Here is a 19,468-nt window from a genome sequence, read left to right as displayed (position 1 = left end):
GGGGCTCGGTGACAAGGGTCGGCTGAAAAATGGTTTAGACCTGTTGTTCTATTGCCGGGGCCTTTTGCTGAACAGTCCCCTCCAGGTCACGTATGCTCCGCCGCCCTGGTTCATCGCCCAGGCGATGTTTCTTACACCCCCGTGGGCGCCTGTGACAGGGCTCCCAGGTAATCCGTGCGTCCTCGGGAAGGCCCGCGCGGCCGAGGGGGATGTCCCCTTCGGGGCCGGTGGTGCGCGGCCCGGCCGACCGGTCCGTGCCCGCGATGTCATGCCGGGCTGCGCAGCTCCCCGACCGCTCCCACGCGCTCGAAGACGGCGCCGTCCTCGGAGGGGGTGAGCAGGTATGCCTGTGCCTCGCCCACGTGGAAGTACATCCCGTGGAGTTCGAGCCTGTCCTCGCTCAGGGCCCGGGCCACGGACCCGTGCGCCCGCAGGTGCTCCAGCTGCTGCACCACGTTGGCCAGGCACAGCTGCTCGACCGCGTCGGCCGGTGCCCGCGCGGAGATCCGGGCCCTGGGCCGTTCCCCGTCGGCCGTCGGCTCCAGGCTCGGCATGCCGTGCCGCAGCCACCGCCTGAGCGGGGTCTGGGCGCCGCCCGGTTCCGAGCTGAGCAGGGCCTGCATCGCCCCGCACCCGGAGTGGCCGCACACCGTGATGGACCGCACCCTCAGGACGTCCACCGCGTACTCGATCGCCGCGGCCACCGAGTCGTCTCCGCTCTCCACACCGGGCAGCGGCACCAGGTTGCCGACATTGCGGACGACGAAGAGGTCGCCGGGGCCGCTGGAGGTGATCATCGATGTGACGAGCCGTGAGTCGGCGCAGGTCAGGAAGAGCTGCGAGGGCCGCTGTCCTTCGCGCGCGAGGCGGGCCAGTTCATGGCGTACCTGCGGCGCGGTGTTCCGCTGGAACGCGCTGATCCCGCGTGCGAGTTGTTGCTCGCTCGCTCTCGCCCCGTCGGACGGTCCACCCGGATGGCCGTCGGCCGGTGTGGACGGCGAGCGCTCGCACTGGTGGTTGCGCCAGGGAGTCCAGGGCCGGCACCGGCACGCGGGCGCCTCGGCCGTCTCCTGGTCTCCCGTGAGCGAGGGAGCGTTGGGGGCCGGCTTCGCGATACGGGTCCCGGCCCGGCCGGTGAGGTCGACCGTGCCGCCTCGCGCGCGATGCGTCTTCTGCCAGTCCTGCAGGGACTCGTACGCCGCGTGGTCCATGAACGACCCGTCCAGTTCCACCACGGCGTCCGCCCCCACGGGCAGCAGGTGCAGCGTCCGGCTGAGCCGGGGCACCGCGAGGAATGTCAACTGCCCTCGTACACGTACGTAGTGGACTCCCTCCGTCTCCTCATGGGTGATGCGGGTGCGTGCGAGGCGGTGCAGGGCGACGGCGACGGCCACGGCGACACCCAGCGTCACACCCTGCAGGACGCCCAGGAAGACGACGCCGAGCGTGGTGACGGCGTACACCAGCACTTCCCGGTGGCGGGTGACCGTGCGGATGTGGTGCAGGGACACCATCTGGATGCCGACCGCCATCACCAGGGCGGCGAGCGAGGCGAGGGGGACCAGCTCCAGCACCGGGACCATCAGCAGCGCGGCTACTACTACCCAAACGCCGTGCAGCATCGTGGAGTTCCGGCTGGTGGCGCCGGACTGCACGTTCGCCGAACTTCTGACGGCGACGCCTGCGAGCGGCAGTCCGCCGAGCGCCCCCGAGACGATGTTCGCGGCGCCCTGTCCGAGCAGCTCGCGGTTGAGGTCGGAGCGGCCGAGGTGCGGATGGCGCCCGGCCGCCAGCTTGTCCACGGCCACGGCGCCGAGCAGCGACTGCACGCTGCACACCAGCGTGATGGTGAGGACGGCGGCGGCGATGCCGAGGGCGGGGCCTTCCGGAAGTCCGGCCAGGGCGTGGCTGTTCCAGGACGGCAGGTCGACCTTGGGCAGGGTGAACCCGGCGAGGGAGGCGGTCGTGGTGGCTGCGGTGACGGCGACGAGCGCGGCCGGGATCTTGCGCAGGATGCGCCCCGTCCGTCCGGGAAGCCGTGGCCAGAGCAGCAGGACGGCCAGAGTCAGTGCACTCACGGACACGGCGGCCGGGTGCAGGCGCGCCAACTGGGCTGGCAGCGCCTGGAGGTTGTCGAGGACTGCGCTCTGCGGGGTGCCTCCGAGCACGATGTGCAGCTGGGCCATGGCGATGGTGACGCCGATGCCGGCGAGCATGCCGTGCACGATCGCGGGGCTGACGGCGAGCGCCGTACGCGCCACGCGCAGGCAGCCGAGGCCGAGTTGGGCGAAACCGGCGAGGACGGTGATGGCGCAGGTGGTGCGCCATCCGTAGTGGTGGATGAGGTCGGCGGTGACCACGGTGAGTCCGGCGGCGGGGCCGCTGACCTGGAGTGGGGAGCCGCCGAGCAGGCCGGCGACGAGTCCGCCGATGGCCGCGGCGACGAGACCGGACTGCAATGGGGCGCCGGTGGCGAGGGCGATGCCGAGGGACAGGGGGAGGGCGATCAGGAATACCGCGATGGAGGCCGACAGGTCGGCGCCCGCGACGCGGAAGCGGTGGGGCGGGGTAGGCGGCGGGCTGTGGGGCTGGTGCAAGCGCTTCGTTTGAGTCGAGTCGGTGGCGTGGGCGGGGACGCAGGCGGGCATGGTTCCCGTCTCCTCCGGTGCGGCGCGGTCGCGGAACAGGTGACACCCCGGCCGATGGGCCGGGTCGGGTGTCGCGGCCGTGGGTCACGGCGTACAGCGGCGGGATATCTCAACGCTCGGTAAATGAACCGTAATGCAAAGTAAAGGAAGCCTGGAGAGTACCGGGATAAATAGGGCAATGAATCACCCAGGAGGGTGAAGGGCTCATGGCTCCGGCTTGTCATGCAAGTTCCCCCGATGGCCTCGGTGCCCCAGCCGCACGTCATGGAAGGCGAATGCCGACCTGAAACCGGGAATGGCTCAAGGAGAAGGAAAGGAGAGGCCGTGAGGCCCGAGGAAGGGCCGTGGGACCTGTCGATGCGGCTCGCGCTTATTCCCGGACGCTCACCGGGGTGGCGGGCCGTGCACTGTCACTTCATGGCCGACCAGCTGGGTGCCGAGCGCCTCCGGCGTGGCAATCCAGGGTGACCCCGACACGTTCGAGGAGCGGGGCGACCGGATGCGCGACGGTCTGTTCCATGGCTTCCAACGGGTGTTGCACCGGCAACCGTGTGCCCCTGATCATCGGCAACCACTTCGAATTCTGAGACGGCGGCAGGCATCTGCGTGCGTGCCGTCCGGGAGGTCGTCGCGCGTGCCTTCGGGCAGGGCGAGGTGCGCTGCGTCACCTTCCGCCAGCTCGTCGACCGGCTGGATGCGCACGATCCACAGGTCCTGGAGAGGCTGCGCACGCTCAAGGTCGGGCGGCCGCTGTCTGTGTGATGCCGGCCGCCCACCTTCGGGGGGGAGCGGCCATGGTTCACACGACGGCCGCCAGGCCTTCGTTGAGGACGAAACCAGGGTCGATCTGCGCCGCCAGGTCGACGCCGGTGCGCTCGTTTCCCCAACTGGTCGCGTTCTTCAGGTGGAAGTGCACCATCTGGCGCGAGTAGCGCTCCCAGTCGCGCAGTTCGTACGTGGCGTCCGCGGCGACCTGGAGAACCCGCAGGGAACGGCGGTTGGCATCCTCCAGGAACTCGAACCGGGGCGGGCGGCCCTTCTCCATGGAACGCACCCAGTCCGAGTGCCCGATCGTCACGAGCAGGTCGTCACCGACCTCGGCGCGGAGGAAGTCGATGTCGTCCTGGCCCTGCACCTTGTTGCCGACGACCTTCAGGATGATCCCGAAGTCGCGGGCGTACTCCTTGTACTGGCGATAAACGGAGACCCCCTTACGGGTCGGCTCGGCGACGAGGAACGTGATGTCGAAGCGGGTGAACATGCCGGAGGCGAAGGAGTCCGAACCCGCCGTCATGTCGACCACGACGTACTCGTCGCGGCTGTCCACCAGGTGGTTCAGGCACAGCTCCACCGCTCCCGTCTTGGAGTGGTAGCAGGCGACCCCCAGGTCGGCGTCCGTGAAGGGGCCGGTGACCATCAAGCGGACGGCGCCGTCGTCGAGTTCCACCCGGTGTGCGCAGGCGCCGTACACCGGGTTGTCCTCCTGCACCCGAAGCAGCCGTGAACCCTCGCCGGGCGGGGTGGTCTTGATCATCGTCTCTGCTGAGGCGATCCGCGGGTTGGAGCCGCGCAGATAGTCCTTGATCAGCCGCAGCCGCTCCCCCATGGCGGGCAGTTCGGCGGCCTCCTTCTCGTCCAGCCCGAGTGCGGCTCCGAGGTGCTGATTGATGTCGGCGTCGACGGCGACGACGGGCGCTCCGACGGCGGCTAGGTGGCGGATGAACAAGGAGGACAGGGTCGTCTTGCCGCTGCCGCCCTTCCCGACGAAAGCAATTTTCATGTTCACGAAGCGTAGTCAGGTCATAGCGCTGCGTGCCAGGTGGGCGTGAAGAAGACCACTCCATCGAAGGAGGGGCGCGAAGGTGCGTAGGGTCGTACTCATGAGTACGACAGGTGCGACCTCCGACCCGCTTGCGGCCCTGGGAGCGCTGCCCGGTGTGGCCGAGTCCGTGGAGTCCGTGCGCAAGGCCGTGGACCGGGCCTACGGGCACCGGATCATGCGGCGTCGCAGCAATGAGATCACCTCCGAGGCGGCGCTGCGCGGCGCGCGTGGTTCGGCGGCGTTGTCCGGGTCCGACTGGGCTCTTGAGGAGGTGCGCCGGCGTACCGACTTCAGCGGTGACGACGGGGCCCGTACGGTTGGCGCAGCCCTCAGGCTGACCGCGGAGGCGGGCCAACTGCTGTCCATCTGGCGGCAGTCGCCCCTGCGGGTGCTGGCACGGCTGCACCTGGTGGCGGCCGCGGGCTCCGACCCGTGGGTGGGGCGTCCCCGGCAGGACGGCGAGCCGGTCGACGAGCCGCTCGTGGAGCTGCCGCTGCCGGACGCGGCCGAGGTCTCGGGCCGCCTTGAAGGGCTCTCCGGGCTGATCATCGCGGGTGGCTCGGCCCCCGCTCTCGTCACCGCGGCCGTCGTGCACGGCGAACTGCTCGCCCTGCGCCCCTTCGCCTCCCGCAACGGCCTGGTCGCGCGGGCTGCCCAGCGCATCGTCCTCGTGGGGAGCGGTCTCGACCCGAAGGCGATCTGCCCGGCGGAGGTCGGCCACGCGGAACTGGGCCGCGCGGCCTACCTGGCGGCGCTCGACGGTTATGTGTCGGGCACCCCGGAGGGCATGGCGGCGTGGATCGCCCACTGCGGGAAGGCGGTCGAACTGGGAGCGCGCGAGTCGACCGCGGTCTGCGAGGCGCTGCAGCGCGGCGCGGCGTAGTTCCCGGGCGGCATGAGAAAAGGCCTTCCTCGAGGCCTCTCGCAGAGTTGCGGCGGTACGAGGCCTCGTACCGCCGCTGGCATGCTCATCGGGTTACCAGGCGTCCTCGATATGTCGCCCATCAGGCCGGGAACTCCTGCCCGTCGCCTGGTGCGGCTGGCCCGTAATCGACGGGTCGACGTCGCGTGGGTGCCCGGTGTTCATGCTCGGTCCGTGGGGCCAATTGCGTTATAAAGGTGATCCTTTCGGATAGTTCCTTTGGTCTCGCGGGCCTTAACCCCTTTGTACCTCCAGGGCGGGAGTGAGCGGAAGTCCTGGATGCGCTTCTTTACTTTTAGGTTCAAAGAGGTGCGAAACCGGCGTGGGTGCTTCCTGTGTGTGCCCGGTTCACACGGCCGGTGTCCGCCGCCTGCTCGCGTACCAGACCAGGCCTGCTGTGGCCGCCGCCGCACCTATGGCGGCCGCCGCGACAAGGGCAGGCCGCGGCGGTGCGGACAGCCGCTGCTTCAGCCGGACCGGTCGGTGGAAGTCCAGAACCGGCCATTCGCGCGCGAGGGCCTCGCGGCGCAGCGCCCGGTCCGGATTGACGGCGTGCGGGTGGCCGACGGATTCCAGCATCGGTAGGTCCGTCATCGAGTCGCTGTAGGCGTAGCAGCGTGCGAGGTCGTACCCCTCGGACTCGGCGAGCTCCCTGATCGCTTCGGCCTTCGTCGGCCCGTACGCGTAGTACTCGACCTCGCCCGTGAAACAGCCGTCGTCGCCCACGACCATCCGGGTGGCCACGACCCGGTCGGCGCCGAGCAGTTGGCCGATCGGTTCGACCACCTCGGCGCCCGACGTGGACACGATCACGACATCGCGTCCGGCGGCGTGATGTCCCTCGATGAGGGAGGCGGCCTCGTCGTAGATGATCGGGTCGATCAGATCGTGAAGCGTCTCGGCGACGATCTCCTTGACCTGCTGGACGTTCCAGCCGCGGCACAGTGCCGACAGGTACTCGCGCATCCGCTCCATCTGGTCGTGGTCGGCGCCGCCCGTCAGGAACACGAACTGAGCGTATGCGGTGCGCAACACGGCCCTGCGGTTGATCAGTCCGCCTTGGTAGAAGGACTTGCTGAAGGTGAGTGTGCTGGACTTCGCAATGACCGTCTTGTCCAGATCAAAGAACGCCGCTGTGCGGGGCAAGGAGTGGTTTTCCACGGGTCTGAGCATAGGGGCCCACCATTCGGCGTAAGGTGGGGCGTGTGGGTTTGCCTGAGAAGGCTCTCGGGTACACCATGGAAGTCACGGATCGTTCGCGACCGTGCTAACCCGGTCCGACTCCTCCCCCCCCGAGTCGGCCGTGGGGACGACCCCCGCTCTCCCCCCCGGCGGGGGTCGTCGCATGTCCGGGTGGGTTTTTCTCTTTCCTCAGGCGGTCCTGGGCCTTCCGATGGCCCTCAAGGGCGCCTCCTGCGCGTGCCCGTGATTCGTCACGCTGTGTAGTTGTCGCGCTGCTCTGTGGAAGTTGTCGAGACCTCGCCGTATGGGTGGCCGCGATATTCACAACCACTGAGTCATCCACAGTTATCGACCAAGATCCACTTGTTTTCCGGGATCGCTGCATCGTCATTCCAGTGCCCCCACCGGCGGCGAGTTCACGGTCGGTTCGGTTTGTCGGGTGCGTATGGCCGGTTCGTATCGGCCGTTCATATGGAGGCCGGTTGCCGGTTCTTCACACGAGTGGGAAGCGCGGGGCCGCAGGGGCACCGCGAACCGGGTGGAAGAAGCAGCGAAGGGGGCTGGAGATCGTGACGGGATCCATCACAGACGGCGAACCGGCCGTCGCCGAGGGGCGGCGGAGCGGTCCGCTGATCGTCACCGAGGACGCCGAACTCCTCGACGACCTGCTGCGCCTGTGCGCCGCGGCAGGTGTCAGACCGGAGGTTCACCCCAGGGTGCCCCGGCAGCGGGGCGGCTGGGAGGCCGCGCCGCTCGTCATCGTCGGCGACGACGCCGCGCGCCGCGCGCAGGGGGCCGCGCGCAGACGCGGAGTGGTGCTGGTCGCACGGGATCAGGACGATTCGGATGTCTGGCGGCGGGCCGTGGAGATCGGCGCCGATCACGTCCTGCTGCTGCCGGACGGCGAGCAGTGGCTGGTCGACCGCATCGCCGACGTGGCCGAAGGGGCCGGCAGGCCTGCACTCACCGTGGGCGTCATCGGCGGTCGTGGCGGGGCCGGAGCGTCCACACTGGCCTGCGCCCTGGCCGTCACCTCCGCACGAGAGGGCACACGCACCCTGCTCGTGGATGCCGATCCGCTGGGCGGCGGACTCGACGTGCTCCTCGGCGGAGAGACCGCCGAAGGACTTCGCTGGCCGGCGTTCGCCGCCTCGCGCGGCCGGGTCGGGGGTGGCGCCCTGGAGGAGTCCCTGCCCAGGTTGCACGCACTACGGGTGCTGAGCTGGGACCGCGGCGACACCGTGGCCGTCCCGCCGCAAGCGGTCCGCGCGGTCCTCGCCGCCGCCCGACGACGCGGCGGCGCCGTCGTGGTGGACCTCCCGCGCCGCGTGGACGAGGGTGTCGCGGAAGTTCTCGCCCAGGTCGACGTCGGGGTCCTGGTGGTCCCCGCCGAGTTGCGCGCGATCGCCGCCGCACAGAGGGTGGCGTCGGCCGCCGGGATGGTCCTGGGCGATCTGCGGATCGCGGTGCGGGGGCCGTACGCGCCCGGTCTCGACGACCGCGAGGTGGCACGGCTGCTGGGACTGCCGCTGGTCGGCGAGGTGCCGCACGAGACACCGCCGCGGGATGGCTCGGTGCCGCCCGGGGGAGCGGCGCGGGGGCCGCTTGCCCGGTTCAGCTCGGCCTTCTGGGAGCGGGCGTTGGCCGGGGCGGGTGACTGACGCATGAGCACGGGCTGGGATGCGCCGGTGGGTGGGGGCCATGACGCGGGGCCGGGCGCGCGGGCGAGCGGCGGCCTTGAACCTGCGACCGGGGCCGGCGAACGCGCACGGCTGCTGGACGGCGTGCGGCAATGGCTGGCCGAGAGCGGCGCCGAGCCGACTCCCGCGCGCGTGGCACAGGCACTGCGGGCGCAGGGGAGGGTGCTCGGGGACGCCGAAGTGCTGGGCGCGGCCCGGCAGCTGCGCTCCGAGCTGGTCGGCAGCGGCCCCCTGGAACCACTGCTCGCCGATCCGGCCGTGACCGACGTCCTGGTGGCGGCCCCGGACCGGGTATGGGTGGACCGGGGTGGCGGACTGGAGCTGACGCCGGTGTCCTTTCCGGACGCGGCAGCCGTACGCAGCCTCGCGCAGCGGCTGGCCGCCGTGGCCGGGAGGCGGCTCGACGATGCCAGACCCTGGGTCGACGCCCGCCTGCCGGACGGCACCCGGCTGCACGCTGTGCTGCCACCCGTCGCGGTCGGCTCGACCTGCCTGTCCCTGCGCGTGGTACGGCCGCGGGCGTTCACCCTCGACGAACTGGTCATGGCGGGGACGGTGCCGCCGGGCGGGGACCGGGTGCTGCGGGCGCTGATCGCCTCCCGGCTCTCCTATGTGATCAGTGGCGGGACCGGTTCGGGGAAGACCACGCTTTTGAGCGCGCTGCTGGGCCTGGTGGGGCCGTCGGAGCGGATCGTCCTGGCCGAGGACTCTGCGGAGTTGCGGCCCGACCATCCCCATGTGGTGCGTCTGGAGGGACGGCCCGCGAACCAGGAGGGCGTCGGGCTCGTCGAGCTCCAGGACCTGGTGCGGCAGGCACTGCGGATGAGACCCGACCGACTTGTCGTCGGCGAGGTGCGTGGCCCCGAGGTGGTGTCCCTGCTCGCCGCGCTGAATACAGGCCATGAGGGCGGCTCCGGCACTCTCCACGCCAACGCCGCGGCCCAGGTGCCGGCTCGGTTGGAGGCGCTGGGGACGGCGGCAGGCCTTGACCGGGCTGCACTGCACAGCCAGTTGGCGGCCGCGCTGTCAGTGGTCCTGCATCTCGTGCGCGATCAGAGCGGGCGACGCCGGATCGCGGAGGTGCATGTGCTGGAGCGGGACGCGTCGGGCCTGGTCGTGACGGTGCCCGCACTGCGTTGGGGTGCCGAGGCGTTCGCGTGCGAGCGGGGCTGGGAGCGGCTGCGGGAACTGCTTCGGGGCGGAAGCGACGGAAGTGATGGGAGTGAGGCGTTGTGACGGGGATCGGCCAGATCTCGGTGGGTGCGGGACTGGTGTGCGCCGGCGTGGCGGCCTGGGTGACGGGCGGCCCGAGCACGACGGCACGGCGGGCCCGATTGCTGTTCACGAGCGCCGGCGAGGCCTCGGAGGGCGGGTCACCGCCCTGGACGTGGGTCTGTGTACGGGTGCGGCGATTGCCGGCCGAGTGGTGGTCGGTCGCCGTAGGCGCGGTGATCGCGCTGCTCGGCGCGTCCGTTCTGCCCCTGCTGGCCGGGGCCGGCGGTGTGCCGCTGCTGCGCCGGGTGCGGCTCGCACGGGAGGCACGGATGGCGCGCGACCGACGCGGTGAGGCGGTGATCGCCCTGTGTGGGGCGCTCGCCGGGGAGGTGCGCGCGGGGCGTCAGCCGGGCGACGCGCTGCTGCGTGCGGCACGCGACTGCGGGGGGCTCGGCGAGGCGCGGGCGACGGTGCTGGCGGCGGCGCGGTTCGGCGGGGACGTGCCGGGCGCGCTCGCGGACGTGGCACGGCAGCCGGGTGCCGACGGGCTGTCGGGACTCGCCGCGTGCTGGCGGGTGGCCGTGGACCGCGGCGCGGGCCTGGCGTCCGGGCTCGACCGCCTGGAGGCGGCGCTGCGCGCTGAGCGCGATCAACGGGCCGATCTGCGGGCCCAGTTGGCAGGCGCCCGTTCGACGGCCGTACTGCTCGCGGGGCTGCCGGCCCTCGGCCTGTTGATGGGCGCCGGACTCGGCGCCCATCCGCTGCACGTGCTGCTGCACACCGGCGCGGGTCTGGCCTGTCTGCTGCTCGGCGGAGTGCTGGAGGGCGCTGGGCTGTGGTGGGCGCTGCGGATCGTGCGGGGAGCGGAGGCGGCATGAGCGCCGAGACCGTCCACAGGTGGGGAGTGGTGTGGGGAGTGCTGGCGCTGTGGTGGCCGGCGTGGCTGCTCGTCGCGGCACGGCGCGGGCAAAGGGTGCGGCGTCGGCTGGACGCGGTGCTGGCGGGGGACGCCGCGCGGCAGGAAAGGATCTTGTGGGCGCCTTGGGGGGTGTCCGCTCGGTGGGGCTTGCGGACGCGGAAGGGGCTGCTCGGGTCGCGGGGCTCCGGAGCGCAGGGCGCCACACAGCGGTGGTTTCCGGTCCTGGGGGCACTGTGTGCCGGGTGGGTTCTGATCGGGGGATCTGGCGGACTGGTGGCCGGGTTGATCGTCGGGGTCGGTGTGGAGCGGTGGCGAGTCCGGCAGGAACGCGACCGTCTCGCGCAGGAGTACGACCCTGCTGTGGTGGCCCGTCGGCTTCCGCTGGCCGCCGACCTGCTGGCGGCGTGCATCGCTGCGGGCGCGGGCCCCGTGGCGGCCGCCCAGGCGGTGGGTGAGGCACTGGGCGGACCGGTGGGGGAGCGGCTGGCTCGCGGTGCGGCCGAGGTACGGCTCGGCGGTGACCCGGCCGACGCGTGGCGGCGGCTGGGCGCCCTTCCCGGCGCCGGAGCGCTGGCGCGGCTCTTGGAACGGGCGGGCGATTCCGGCGTACCGGCGTCCGTGCCTATCGGGCGCCTCGCCACGGAGGCCCGCGCCGAGTGGGGGCGTGCGGCTACGGCGCGGGCACGCCGGGCGGGAGTCATGATCACCGCTCCGGTGGGGCTGTGCTTCCTGCCCGCCTTCGTCGCGGTCGGGGTGCTGCCCGTCGTGATCGGACTCGCGGGAGGGCTGCTGGGGGGAGGTGGCGGATGACGGCGCGAGAGACGCGGTGAACGACGACGGATCGGATGGGGCCGGTGGCCAGGAGGCACTGGACAGACCGGTCGGCTCCGCCGGATCGAAGGGATCGGCCGGGCCGGCACGACGAGAACCTCACGGGGGTTGAGATGCGCAAGGCGGTACGAGTACGAGCCCGGGTGCGGGCGCTGGCAGGGCGGGTACGGGCGGGAGTGCACGGGGATACGGGAATGGTCACGTCCGAGTACGCGGTGGGGATCATCGCTGCGGTGGCCTTCGCGGCGCTCCTCTACAAGGTGCTGACGAGTGGACAGGTCAGCGCGGAACTGCAGGACATCGTGAAGCGGGCGCTCAATGTCCGGATGTGACGGCGAGAGGGGGCGATGCAGACGGGGCCGGGGCCAGGATCGTGGGTTCGTGACGGCGGAGACCGCGGTTGCCCTGCCCGCCCTGGTGTTCGTGGCATCGGCCCTCGTCTGGGCCCTGCTGGCCGCGTCCGCGCACATCCAGTGCGTGGATGCGGCCCGGGCAGGGGCCCGGGCCGCGGCTCGGCAGGAGCCGCCCGATGTGGTCCGGGAGATGGCGAAGCGGGCCGCGCCGGACGGAGCGCGGGTCATGGTGAGCCGACAGGGCGACCTGGTGCACGTGGAGGTCGTCGCCCGTCCGCCGGGTCCGGACGCACTGCCGCTCGAACTGCGCCATGAAGCAGTGGCGTTGGCGGAGGAGACCGTAGGAGTGAATCAGTGAAGGGACGTGAATCAGTGGGTGGGTGCGGGCGCGTGGGGGAGTGTGGGTCGACGAGGGCGGGCCGGGTCCGTGGTCTCCGCTCCTGGCTCACGACCGTCAACGCCCGGGCCCAGGGCGCAGGTTCGGACCGCGGCTCGGCGACCGTCTGGGTGGTGTGCGTGATCGGCGCTCTGTGCGCCGTGTTCGGAGTACTGCTGGCCCAGGGGGAGGCCGTGCTGGCCCGTCATCGTGCGGCCGGCGCCGCCGACCTGGCGGCGCTCGCGGCTGCCGACCACTGGACGGAGGGAGGCGAGGCGGCGTGCGCCATGGCGGGCCGCGTCGCGGAAGCCCAGGGCAGCCGACTGCTGCGGTGTGCCGTCGTGGGTGAGATCTCGGACGTCACCGCGGCCTCGGCCGCGGGGCCGTTCACCGCCGAGGTCAGGGCGAGGGCGGGTCCGGCGGAATCGGTGACGCCGATGGTGTCCCTGGCGCCGCCGCCTCGCTCTCCATCCCCTGCGGCTCGCCCGCCTGGCCGCCCTTCTCCTCCGGCGCCCCACGCAACAGCACCGTGAGAAGGCGCACCGCCCCCCTCTTGTGCAGCGGGTCGTTGCCGTTGCCGCACTTGGGGGACTGGATGCAGGACGGGCAACCCGCCTCGCACTCACAGGACGCGATGGCCTGACGGGTGGCGGTCAGCCAGGCACGGGCCGTGTGAAAGGCGCGCTCCGCGAAGCCCGCACCGCCCGGGTGGCCGTCGTACACGAAGACCGTGGGCAGGAGGGTGTCCGGGTGGAGGGGGACGGAGACACCGCCGATGTCCCATCGGTCGCACGTGGCGAACAGCGGGAGCATGCCGATCGAGGCGTGTTCGGCGGCGTGCAGGGCTCCGCCGAGGATCTCCGGATTGATCCGGGCCTGATCCAGCTGGTCCTCGGTGACCGTCCACCACACCGCACGGGTGCGCAAGGTACGAGGGGGGAGGTCCAGTTTCGTCTCGCCCAGCACCTCACCGGTGATCACACGCCGACGCAGAAAGGAGACGACCTGGTTGGTGACCTCGACGGAGCCGTAGCACAGCCGGCCCTCGCCCCAGGGGACCTCGATGTCCGTATCCAGGACGGAGATGGAGGTCGTGTCGCGGGCGACCGTCGAATACGGCGGGTTGGCCTCCTCGACCAGGGCGACGAAGTCCTCCAGGTCGAGGGACCGCACCAGATACGTGCGGCCCTGGTGCAGATGGACCGCCCCTTCGTGCACCGTCGTGTGCGCGGAGCCGGCGTCGACCGTGCCGAGCAGCCGCCCGGTGCCGGCCTCGACGACCTGGATGGGGCGCCCGCCCTCCCCGCGGATGTCCGTGAGGTCGGCGGCCCGCTCCCGGCGCGTCCAGTGCCAGGCCTTCGTCCGGCGGCGCAGCAGCTTCGCGGCCTCCAGCTGCGGCAGCAGATCCTTGCAGGCCGGTCCGAACAGTTCCAGATCTTCGTCCGTCAGCGGGAGTTCGGCCGCCGCGGCGCACAGGTGCGGGGCCAGGACGTAGGGGTTGTCCGGGTCGAGGACCGTGGACTCGACCGGCTGCGCGAAGAGGGCCTCGGGGTGGTGGACGAGGAACGTGTCCAGCGGGTCGTCGCGGGCGACCAGGACCGCCAGGGCACCCTGTCGGGCGCGGCCGGCGCGGCCCGCCTGCTGCCACAGGGAAGCCCGGGTCCCCGGGTAGCCGGCGATGAGGACGGCGTCCAGGCCCGAGACGTCGACGCCGAGTTCGAGGGCGGTGGTGGCGGCGAGGCCGAGGAGTTCGCCGGAGTGGAGGGCGCGTTCGAGGGTGCGGCGCTCCTCGGGGAGGTAGCCGCCGCGGTACGCGGCCACCCGACGGGCCAGGGAGCGGTCGATCTCGGCCAGACGTTCCTGGGCGATCACCGAGATCAGCTCGGCGGCGCGGCGGGAGCGTACGAAGGCGACCGAGCGTACGCCCTGCACGGTCAGGTCGGTCAGCAGATCGGCGGTCTCGGCGGTGGCCGTGCGGCGGACGGGCGCGCCCCTTTCGCCGTGCAGCTCGGTGAGCGGGGGCTCCCAGAGAGCGAAGACCAGTTCGCCGCGAGGGGAGGCGTCGTCCGCCACCTCGACGACCGGGAGGCCGGTGAGGCGGCGGGCGGCGAGCGAGGGCTCGGCGGCGGTCGCCGAGGCCAGCAGGAAGACGGGTGAGGAGCCGTATCGGGCGCAGATGCGGCGCAGGCGGCGCAGGACCTGGGCGACGTGGGAACCGAAGACGCCGCGGTAGGTGTGGCACTCGTCGATGACGACGTACTTCAAGGCGCGGAGGAAGGAGGACCAGCGCGGATGTGAGGGCAATATTCCGCGGTGCAGCATGTCGGGGTTGGTGAGGACGTAGTTGGCGTACTGGCGTACCCACTCGCGTTCCTCGGGCGGCGTGTCGCCGTCGTACACCGCAGCACGGATCGCCGTGCCCAGGGGCTGTGAAAGCTCCTTCACCGACCGGCACTGATCCGCCGCCAGCGCCTTCGTCGGGGCGAGGTACAGGGCGGTCGCGCCGCGACCGTTCGGGGCCTGCGTACCCTCCAGCAGGCGCGACAGGGCCGGTACCAGGTAAGCGAGCGACTTGCCCGACGCCGTGCCCGTGGCGACGACCACCGAGTCGCCGTCCAGGGCGTGCTCGGCGGCGAGCGCTTGATGGACCCAGGGGTGCTCGATGCCCGCGGCCTGCACGGCGGCGATGACCTCGGAGCGGATCCGGTCCGGCCAGATGGCATGGCGGCCCTCACGCGGGGGCAAGTGCTCCGTATGAGTGATGCGCGCAGCCCGGCTCGGCCCCGAGGCGAGCCGGTGCAGGACCGTGCCCGGCGCGGGGCGGGACGCGGGGTCCGTCGAGGGTCGTTCGGACCGGTGATTCTTGGCCATCGGCACCGAGTGTGTCACTGGCGTGACGGACAATGGGACCAAGGCGTCGTGCACGCCTGCCGGTAAGTGATTGAATGCCATCGCGGCTGGCGAACCGTCCCGGGGGCTCTGCCGAGGTGTCCCGAGGGGCGACCGCTCGATAGCAAGGTGCTGGAGGATCCGTGGACCTGTCCCTGTCGACCCGTACCGTCGGCGATCGTACGGTCGTCGAGGTCGGTGGCGAAATCGACGTATATACCGCGCCCAAGCTGCGCGAGCAGCTGGTCGAGCTGGTGAACGACGGGAATTTCCACCTCGTCGTCGATATGGAGGGCGTGGACTTCCTCGACTCCACCGGGCTCGGCGTGCTGGTAGGCGGCCTGAAGCGAGTACGCGCCCATGAGGGCTCCCTGCGACTGGTGTGCAACCAGGAGCGCATTCTCAAGATCTTCCGCATCACCGGCCTCACCAAGGTGTTCCCGATCCACACCTCGGTCGAGGAAGCGGTGGCGGCCACCGACTGACCCCGCTTCCGGGCCGAGTGTCCGGGCGGCAGAAACAAGAGGGGGACCGGGCCTGCGCGGCCCGGTCCCCAGACCCCACGCCCGAAGTTCCGAGGGGGATGCATGGCCACCGTTGAACTCCGTTTCAGCGCGCTGCCCGAGCACGTCAGGACCGCCCGACTGGTGGCGGCGGCGGTGGCGCGCAGGGCCGGGGTGGACGAGGCCGTACTCGACGAGGTCAGACTCGCCGTGGGTGAGGCCTGTACTCGGGCCGTCGGACTGCACCAGAGCAACGGCATCTCGGCGCCGGTGCGGGTGATGCTGACGGAGGAGGAGAAGCAGTTCTCCATCGAGGTCGGCGACGAGGCGCCGCACACGCCGACCGGTGAAGCGCCGGGTACCCCCGGTGCCGCCGACCCGGATGCGGAGACCGAGGAGGACGAGATGGGCCTCGCGGTCATCAGTGGCCTCGTCGACGATGTCGAGGTGTCCGCCGGGGAGGACGGTGGGCTGATCAGAATGAGCTGGCCGACCACGCCGCCCGCCACGCTCCCCGCCTGACCCTCCTCATACCTTTCCCTGCTCGTACTCTCGTATGGTTTCGAAGGGCCCTTGTCTGTGTACAGGGCCCTTCTTTTTGTACAGTCCTACCGCAATCCGTGAATTGTTTCACGATCAATCGCGCGATAATTTGATCAAGCGCCCACCTCGTCAATGTCTTTGAGGCGTTACCGCTTTCGGGTTCTGTAGCTTGCCCGCGATCTTAGGCTGAAGAGCAAGTGAAGGCCGGTTCCGTTTACCTGGCACTGTTTTGATCGGGTTCCGCTACCTACAATCCGTCCACATCTTGAGCTCAGCCCAAGCGTCAAGGAGGACGAATGGCGGGGCTTTCTACCCCTCAGCAGTTTGACTACCCCACATCCCTCGCTGCCGCCGTACTTACCGACAGCAACCGCCTGATCGTGGTGGGCATCGGGGCCGTCGCCCTGGCGGCCCTCGTGGTCGCCGGGATTCTGGTACGACAGGTACTCGCGGCCGGTGAGGGAACCGACAGCATGAAAAAGATCGCTGCGGCGGTTCAGGAAGGCGCGAACGCCTATCTGGCCCGGCAGCTGCGCACGCTCGGCGTATTCGCCGTGATCGTGTTCTTCCTGCTCCTGCTGCTGCCCGCGGACGACTGGAATCAGCGCGCCGGACGCTCGGTGTTCTTCCTGATCGGTGCGGCATTCTCGGCAGCCACCGGTTATATCGGTATGTGGCTCGCCGTGCGAAGCAATGTGCGGGTTGCCGCGGCGGCGCGCGAGGCGACCCCGACGGAGGGCGAGCCTGAAAAGGACCTCACCGCGGTCTCGCACAAGGCAATGAAGATCGCTTTCCGCACGGGCGGCGTCGTCGGCATGTTCACGGTGGGGCTCGGGCTGCTGGGCGCCTCCTGTGTGGTGCTGGTGTACGCGGCGGACGCACCGAAGGTCCTGGAGGGCTTCGGCCTCGGGGCGGCGTTGATCGCCATGTTCATGCGTGTCGGCGGTGGCATCTTCACCAAGGCCGCCGACGTCGGCGCCGACCTGGTCGGCAAGGTCGAGCAGGGCATTCCGGAGGACGACCCGCGCAATGCCGCGACCATCGCCGACAACGTGGGCGACAACGTCGGCGACTGCGCCGGCATGGCGGCCGACCTCTTCGAGTCGTACGCCGTGACGCTCGTCGCCGCGCTGATCCTCGGCAAGGTGGCGTTCGGTGACTCCGGGTTGGCGTTCCCGCTGATCGTGCCCGCTATCGGCGTCGTGACCGCGATGATCGGCATCTTCGCGGTGGCCCCGCGCCGCACCGATCGCAGTGGCATGTCCGCGATCAACCGGGGCTTCTTCATCTCGGCGGTGATCTCGCTGGTGCTGGTCGCTGTGGCCGTCTTCAGCTATCTGCCGTCGTCGTACGCCGATCTCAAGGGCGTCTCCGACGTGGCGATCCGGGCCAAGAGCGGCGACCCGCGGATCCTCGCCCTGGTCGCCGTGGCCATCGGTATCCTGCTCGCCGCCCTGATCCAGCAGCTGACCGGCTACTTCACCGAGACCAGCCGCCGTCCCGTGCGGGACATCGGAAAGACCTCGCTGACCGGGCCCGCCACCGTGGTCCTGGCCGGTGTCGCCGTCGGTCTCGAATCCGCCGTCTACACCGCGCTGGTGATCGGCCTCGGTGTGTACGGGGCGTTCCTGCTCGGCGGCACGTCGATCATGCTCGCGCTGTTTGCGGTGGCCCTGGCCGGTACGGGCCTGCTCACGACGGTCGGTGTGATCGTCGCGATGGACACCTTCGGCCCGGTCTCCGACAACGCCCAGGGCATCGCCGAGATGTCCGGCGACGTGGTGGGCTCGGGCGCGCAGGTGCTCACCGACCTGGACGCCGTGGGTAACACCACCAAGGCCATCACCAAGGGAATCGCCATCGCCACGGCCGTCCTCGCGGCCTCGGCGCTGTTCGGCTCGTACCGCGACGCGATCACCACGGCCGCCCAGGACGTGGGCGAGAAGGTCGGGGACGGCGGACCGCTGAGTCTGGTCATGGACATCTCGCAGCCCAACAACCTGGTCGGCCTGATCGTGGGTGCGGCGGTCGTCTTCCTCTTCTCGGGGCTGGCGATCAACGCGGTGTCGCGGTCGGCGGGTTCCGTGGTCTTCGAGGTGCGACGGCAGTTCCGGGAGAAGCCCGGGATCATGGACTATTCGGAGACGCCGGAGTACGGCAGGGTCGTCGACATCTGCACCAAGGACGCCCTCAGGGAGCTGGCCACACCCGGTCTGCTCGCCGTCATGGCGCCCATCGCCGTCGGGTTCACGCTCGGCGTCGGCGCGCTCGGCGCGTACCTCGCGGGCGCGATCGGCTCCGGCACGCTGATGGCGGTCTTCCTCGCCAACTCCGGTGGCGCCTGGGACAACGCCAAGAAGCTCGTCGAGGACGGCCACCACGGCGGCAAGGGCAGCGAGGCGCACGCGGCGACGGTGATCGGCGACACGGTCGGCGACCCCTTCAAGGACACCGCGGGTCCGGCGATCAACCCGTTGTTGAAGGTGATGAACCTGGTGTCGCTGCTCATCGCGCCGGCGGTCGTCAAGTTCTCGTACGGCAGTGACAAGAATGTCGGCGTCCGGATCCTGATCGCCGTGTTCGCGGTCCTCGTGATCGTGTTCGCGGTGTATGCCTCCAAGCGGCGCGGGATCGCGGTGGGTGACGAAGGCGACGCCGAGAGGGTGTCCAAATCGGCCGATCCGGCGGTGGTCTCCTAGCCGGTTCCTCGGCACCCGCTTGCCGACCTGGCCGGACACGGGCCAACGGGGCGGGCGCACGGCGTTCGTCGAGACGCCGCGCGCCCGCCCTGTCCGTGTTCAATTCCTTTCCCGTGAGCCTTCTCTCGCCTGGTGCAAATGACTTCAACGGTGGTCATACATGACATTCGACCCGCGGATTCGCCCGGCCGGCGTGTATGTTCCGGGGCCGAGGGAGCCATGGAAGGGACCAATCCGGTGAACAAGAAGCTCACGGCCGCACTGTCCGGCGGTGCGGTGCTGGTACTGGCGCTGTCGGGATGCGCCGGTAGCAGCGGCGCGAACGACGACAAGCTGGCCTCCTGGGCCAGACAGATCTGTGACGGCGTTCAGCCGCAGGCGAAGAAGATCTCCGACGCCAGCACCGCGATCCAGAAGGAGACGTCGGACAACAGCCCGCCGGAGCAGGTCCAGAAGACCGACGCCCAGGCCTTCCAGGACATGTCCGACGCCTACAAGGCGATCGCCACGGCCGTCGACAGGGCGGGGGCGCCGGACGTCGACAAGGGCGCGACGAAGCAGAAGAACGCGGTCAAGGAGCTCAACGACCTCTCTGCGGCGTACGCCGATCTGAAGAAGCAGGTGGACAAGCTCGACACGAAGGACCAGGCGAAGTTCGCCGACGGGCTCAAGGGGATCGCGACGCAGCTCGACAAGCTGAGCAAGACCGGGAACGACGCGCTGAAGCAGCTGGAAGAGGGCGACGTCGGCAAGGCGATGGCGAAGCAGGAGAGCTGCAAGTCCGCGCCTGCGTCCGCTTCGACTTCGAAGGAAGCCGGCTGAGCGGCGCGTTCCGGGCGCGCGCGCAACGACCATGGCAGCGGGGG

16 protein-coding genes and 1 pseudogene are annotated in these 19,468 nt (G+C 70.6%); 13 read left to right on the top strand and 4 right to left on the bottom strand.

Annotation, left to right across the window (positions count from 1 at the left end; genetic code table 11):
• Positions 1 to 266 precede the first annotated feature (266 nt).
• The gene (locus tag BIV24_RS19150) at positions 267 to 2,648 is read right to left on the bottom strand and encodes a bifunctional SulP family inorganic anion transporter/carbonic anhydrase (protein WP_071367573.1); all 2,382 of its coding nucleotides are present in this window, start codon (positions 2,646 to 2,648) and stop codon (positions 267 to 269) included.
• Positions 2,649 to 3,254: 606 nt separating this feature from the next.
• Between BIV24_RS19150 and BIV24_RS34480 the strand changes: the two genes are divergently transcribed.
• A complete protein-coding gene (locus tag BIV24_RS34480; RefSeq protein ID WP_177198760.1) occupies positions 3,255 to 3,410 on the top strand; it encodes a hypothetical protein in 156 nt (51 codons plus the stop codon).
• Between the two features lie 37 nt (positions 3,411 to 3,447).
• Here BIV24_RS34480 and BIV24_RS19145 read toward each other — a convergent pair whose 3' ends face one another.
• Positions 3,448 to 4,428 (bottom strand): ATP-binding protein, encoded by a 981-nt coding sequence (locus BIV24_RS19145; protein ID WP_071367643.1) that lies wholly within the window; start codon positions 4,426 to 4,428, stop codon positions 3,448 to 3,450.
• Positions 4,429 to 4,528: 100 nt separating this feature from the next.
• Here BIV24_RS19145 and BIV24_RS19140 point away from each other — a divergent pair, with 100 nt between their 5' ends.
• The gene (locus BIV24_RS19140) at positions 4,529 to 5,353 is read left to right on the top strand and encodes a Fic family protein (RefSeq protein WP_071367572.1); all 825 of its coding nucleotides are present in this window, start codon (positions 4,529 to 4,531) and stop codon (positions 5,351 to 5,353) included.
• Positions 5,354 to 5,740: 387 nt separating this feature from the next.
• Here BIV24_RS19140 and BIV24_RS19135 read toward each other — a convergent pair whose 3' ends face one another.
• A complete protein-coding gene (locus tag BIV24_RS19135; RefSeq protein ID WP_071367571.1) occupies positions 5,741 to 6,565 on the bottom strand; it encodes an HAD family hydrolase in 825 nt (274 codons plus the stop codon).
• A 578-nt stretch (positions 6,566 to 7,143) separates the two neighbouring features.
• Here BIV24_RS19135 and ssd point away from each other — a divergent pair.
• The 7 genes and pseudogenes from ssd to BIV24_RS35515 all read left to right on the top strand — a co-directional run.
• Complete coding sequence (ssd, locus tag BIV24_RS19130) at positions 7,144 to 8,235, top strand: septum site-determining protein Ssd (protein WP_071367570.1); 1,092 nt, start codon at positions 7,144 to 7,146, stop codon at positions 8,233 to 8,235.
• Between the two features lie 3 nt (positions 8,236 to 8,238).
• On the top strand, positions 8,239 to 9,510 hold the full coding sequence (locus BIV24_RS19125; protein WP_245766865.1) for a TadA family conjugal transfer-associated ATPase: 1,272 nt from the start codon (positions 8,239 to 8,241) through the stop codon (positions 9,508 to 9,510).
• On the top strand, positions 9,507 to 10,367 hold the full coding sequence (locus BIV24_RS19120) for a type II secretion system F family protein (protein ID WP_071367569.1): 861 nt from the start codon (positions 9,507 to 9,509) through the stop codon (positions 10,365 to 10,367). The genes BIV24_RS19125 and BIV24_RS19120 overlap by 4 nt, the downstream gene beginning before the upstream one ends.
• Positions 10,364 to 11,218 carry a type II secretion system F family protein gene (locus tag BIV24_RS19115; RefSeq protein ID WP_079168391.1) on the top strand — a complete coding sequence of 285 codons (855 nt, stop codon included), beginning with the start codon at positions 10,364 to 10,366 and terminating at the stop codon, positions 11,216 to 11,218. Before BIV24_RS19120 ends, BIV24_RS19115 begins: the two co-directional genes overlap by 4 nt.
• Positions 11,219 to 11,352: 134 nt before the next feature.
• Positions 11,353 to 11,571 (top strand): DUF4244 domain-containing protein, encoded by a 219-nt coding sequence (locus BIV24_RS32145; protein ID WP_079168379.1) that lies wholly within the window; start codon positions 11,353 to 11,355, stop codon positions 11,569 to 11,571.
• Positions 11,558 to 11,950, top strand: a complete 393-nt coding sequence (locus BIV24_RS19110; RefSeq protein ID WP_071367568.1) for a TadE family type IV pilus minor pilin — start codon at positions 11,558 to 11,560, stop codon at positions 11,948 to 11,950. The genes BIV24_RS32145 and BIV24_RS19110 overlap by 14 nt, the downstream gene beginning before the upstream one ends.
• Positions 11,947 to 12,327 (top strand): annotated as a pseudogene (locus tag BIV24_RS35515) (Rv3654c family TadE-like protein); the annotation flags it as partial. The gene BIV24_RS19110 and the pseudogene BIV24_RS35515, both read left to right, overlap by 4 nt.
• 40 nt (positions 12,328 to 12,367) lie before the next feature.
• Here BIV24_RS35515 and BIV24_RS19105 read toward each other — a convergent pair.
• Positions 12,368 to 14,920, bottom strand: a complete 2,553-nt coding sequence (locus tag BIV24_RS19105; protein WP_079168378.1) for a DEAD/DEAH box helicase — start codon at positions 14,918 to 14,920, stop codon at positions 12,368 to 12,370.
• An 80-nt stretch (positions 14,921 to 15,000) separates the two neighbouring features.
• Between BIV24_RS19105 and bldG the strand changes: the two genes are divergently transcribed.
• The 4 genes from bldG to BIV24_RS19085 all read left to right on the top strand — a co-directional run bounded on the left by bldG (position 15,001) and on the right by BIV24_RS19085 (position 19,424).
• Positions 15,001 to 15,342 (top strand): anti-sigma factor antagonist BldG, encoded by a 342-nt coding sequence (bldG, locus tag BIV24_RS19100; RefSeq protein ID WP_010986038.1) that lies wholly within the window; start codon positions 15,001 to 15,003, stop codon positions 15,340 to 15,342.
• Between the two features lie 102 nt (positions 15,343 to 15,444).
• Complete coding sequence (locus BIV24_RS19095; protein WP_071367566.1) at positions 15,445 to 15,882, top strand: ATP-binding protein; 438 nt, start codon at positions 15,445 to 15,447, stop codon at positions 15,880 to 15,882.
• 317 nt (positions 15,883 to 16,199) lie between these two features.
• Positions 16,200 to 18,602 carry a sodium-translocating pyrophosphatase gene (locus BIV24_RS19090; RefSeq protein ID WP_071367565.1) on the top strand — a complete coding sequence of 801 codons (2,403 nt, stop codon included), beginning with the start codon at positions 16,200 to 16,202 and terminating at the stop codon, positions 18,600 to 18,602.
• Positions 18,603 to 18,821: 219 nt separating this feature from the next.
• Positions 18,822 to 19,424 (top strand): small secreted protein, encoded by a 603-nt coding sequence (locus tag BIV24_RS19085; protein WP_071367564.1) that lies wholly within the window; start codon positions 18,822 to 18,824, stop codon positions 19,422 to 19,424.
• The last annotated feature ends 44 nt before the right edge of the window (positions 19,425 to 19,468 follow it).

This window comes from Streptomyces colonosanans, assembly GCF_001866645.1.
GTDB lineage: Bacteria > Actinomycetota > Actinomycetes > Streptomycetales > Streptomycetaceae > Streptomyces > Streptomyces colonosanans.
Note: the sequence above shows the minus strand (reverse complement) of the source record. Positions and strands in the feature narration are given on the sequence as shown.

Excerpts from the sequence above, each read along its gene's own strand:
- BIV24_RS19140 (WP_071367572.1), top strand. The coding sequence starts at position 4,529 with ATGAGTACGACAGGTGCGACCTCCGACCCGCTTGCGGCCCTGGGAGCG.
- BIV24_RS19125 (WP_245766865.1), top strand. The coding sequence starts at position 8,239 with ATGAGCACGGGCTGGGATGCGCCGGTGGGTGGGGGCCATGACGCGGGG.
- BIV24_RS19085 (WP_071367564.1), top strand. The coding sequence starts at position 18,822 with ATGGAAGGGACCAATCCGGTGAACAAGAAGCTCACGGCCGCACTGTCC.
- BIV24_RS19095 (WP_071367566.1), top strand. The coding sequence starts at position 15,445 with ATGGCCACCGTTGAACTCCGTTTCAGCGCGCTGCCCGAGCACGTCAGG.
- BIV24_RS19090 (WP_071367565.1), top strand. The coding sequence starts at position 16,200 with ATGGCGGGGCTTTCTACCCCTCAGCAGTTTGACTACCCCACATCCCTC.
- BIV24_RS19145 (WP_071367643.1), bottom strand. The coding sequence starts at position 4,428 with ATGAAAATTGCTTTCGTCGGGAAGGGCGGCAGCGGCAAGACGACCCTG.
- BIV24_RS19110 (WP_071367568.1), top strand. The coding sequence starts at position 11,558 with ATGTCCGGATGTGACGGCGAGAGGGGGCGATGCAGACGGGGCCGGGGC.
- BIV24_RS19135 (WP_071367571.1), bottom strand. The coding sequence starts at position 6,565 with ATGCTCAGACCCGTGGAAAACCACTCCTTGCCCCGCACAGCGGCGTTC.
- BIV24_RS19150 (WP_071367573.1), bottom strand. The coding sequence starts at position 2,648 with ATGCCCGCCTGCGTCCCCGCCCACGCCACCGACTCGACTCAAACGAAG.
- BIV24_RS19105 (WP_079168378.1), bottom strand. The coding sequence starts at position 14,920 with ATGGCATTCAATCACTTACCGGCAGGCGTGCACGACGCCTTGGTCCCA.
- BIV24_RS19115 (WP_079168391.1), top strand. The coding sequence starts at position 10,364 with ATGAGCGCCGAGACCGTCCACAGGTGGGGAGTGGTGTGGGGAGTGCTG.
- BIV24_RS32145 (WP_079168379.1), top strand. The coding sequence starts at position 11,353 with ATGCGCAAGGCGGTACGAGTACGAGCCCGGGTGCGGGCGCTGGCAGGG.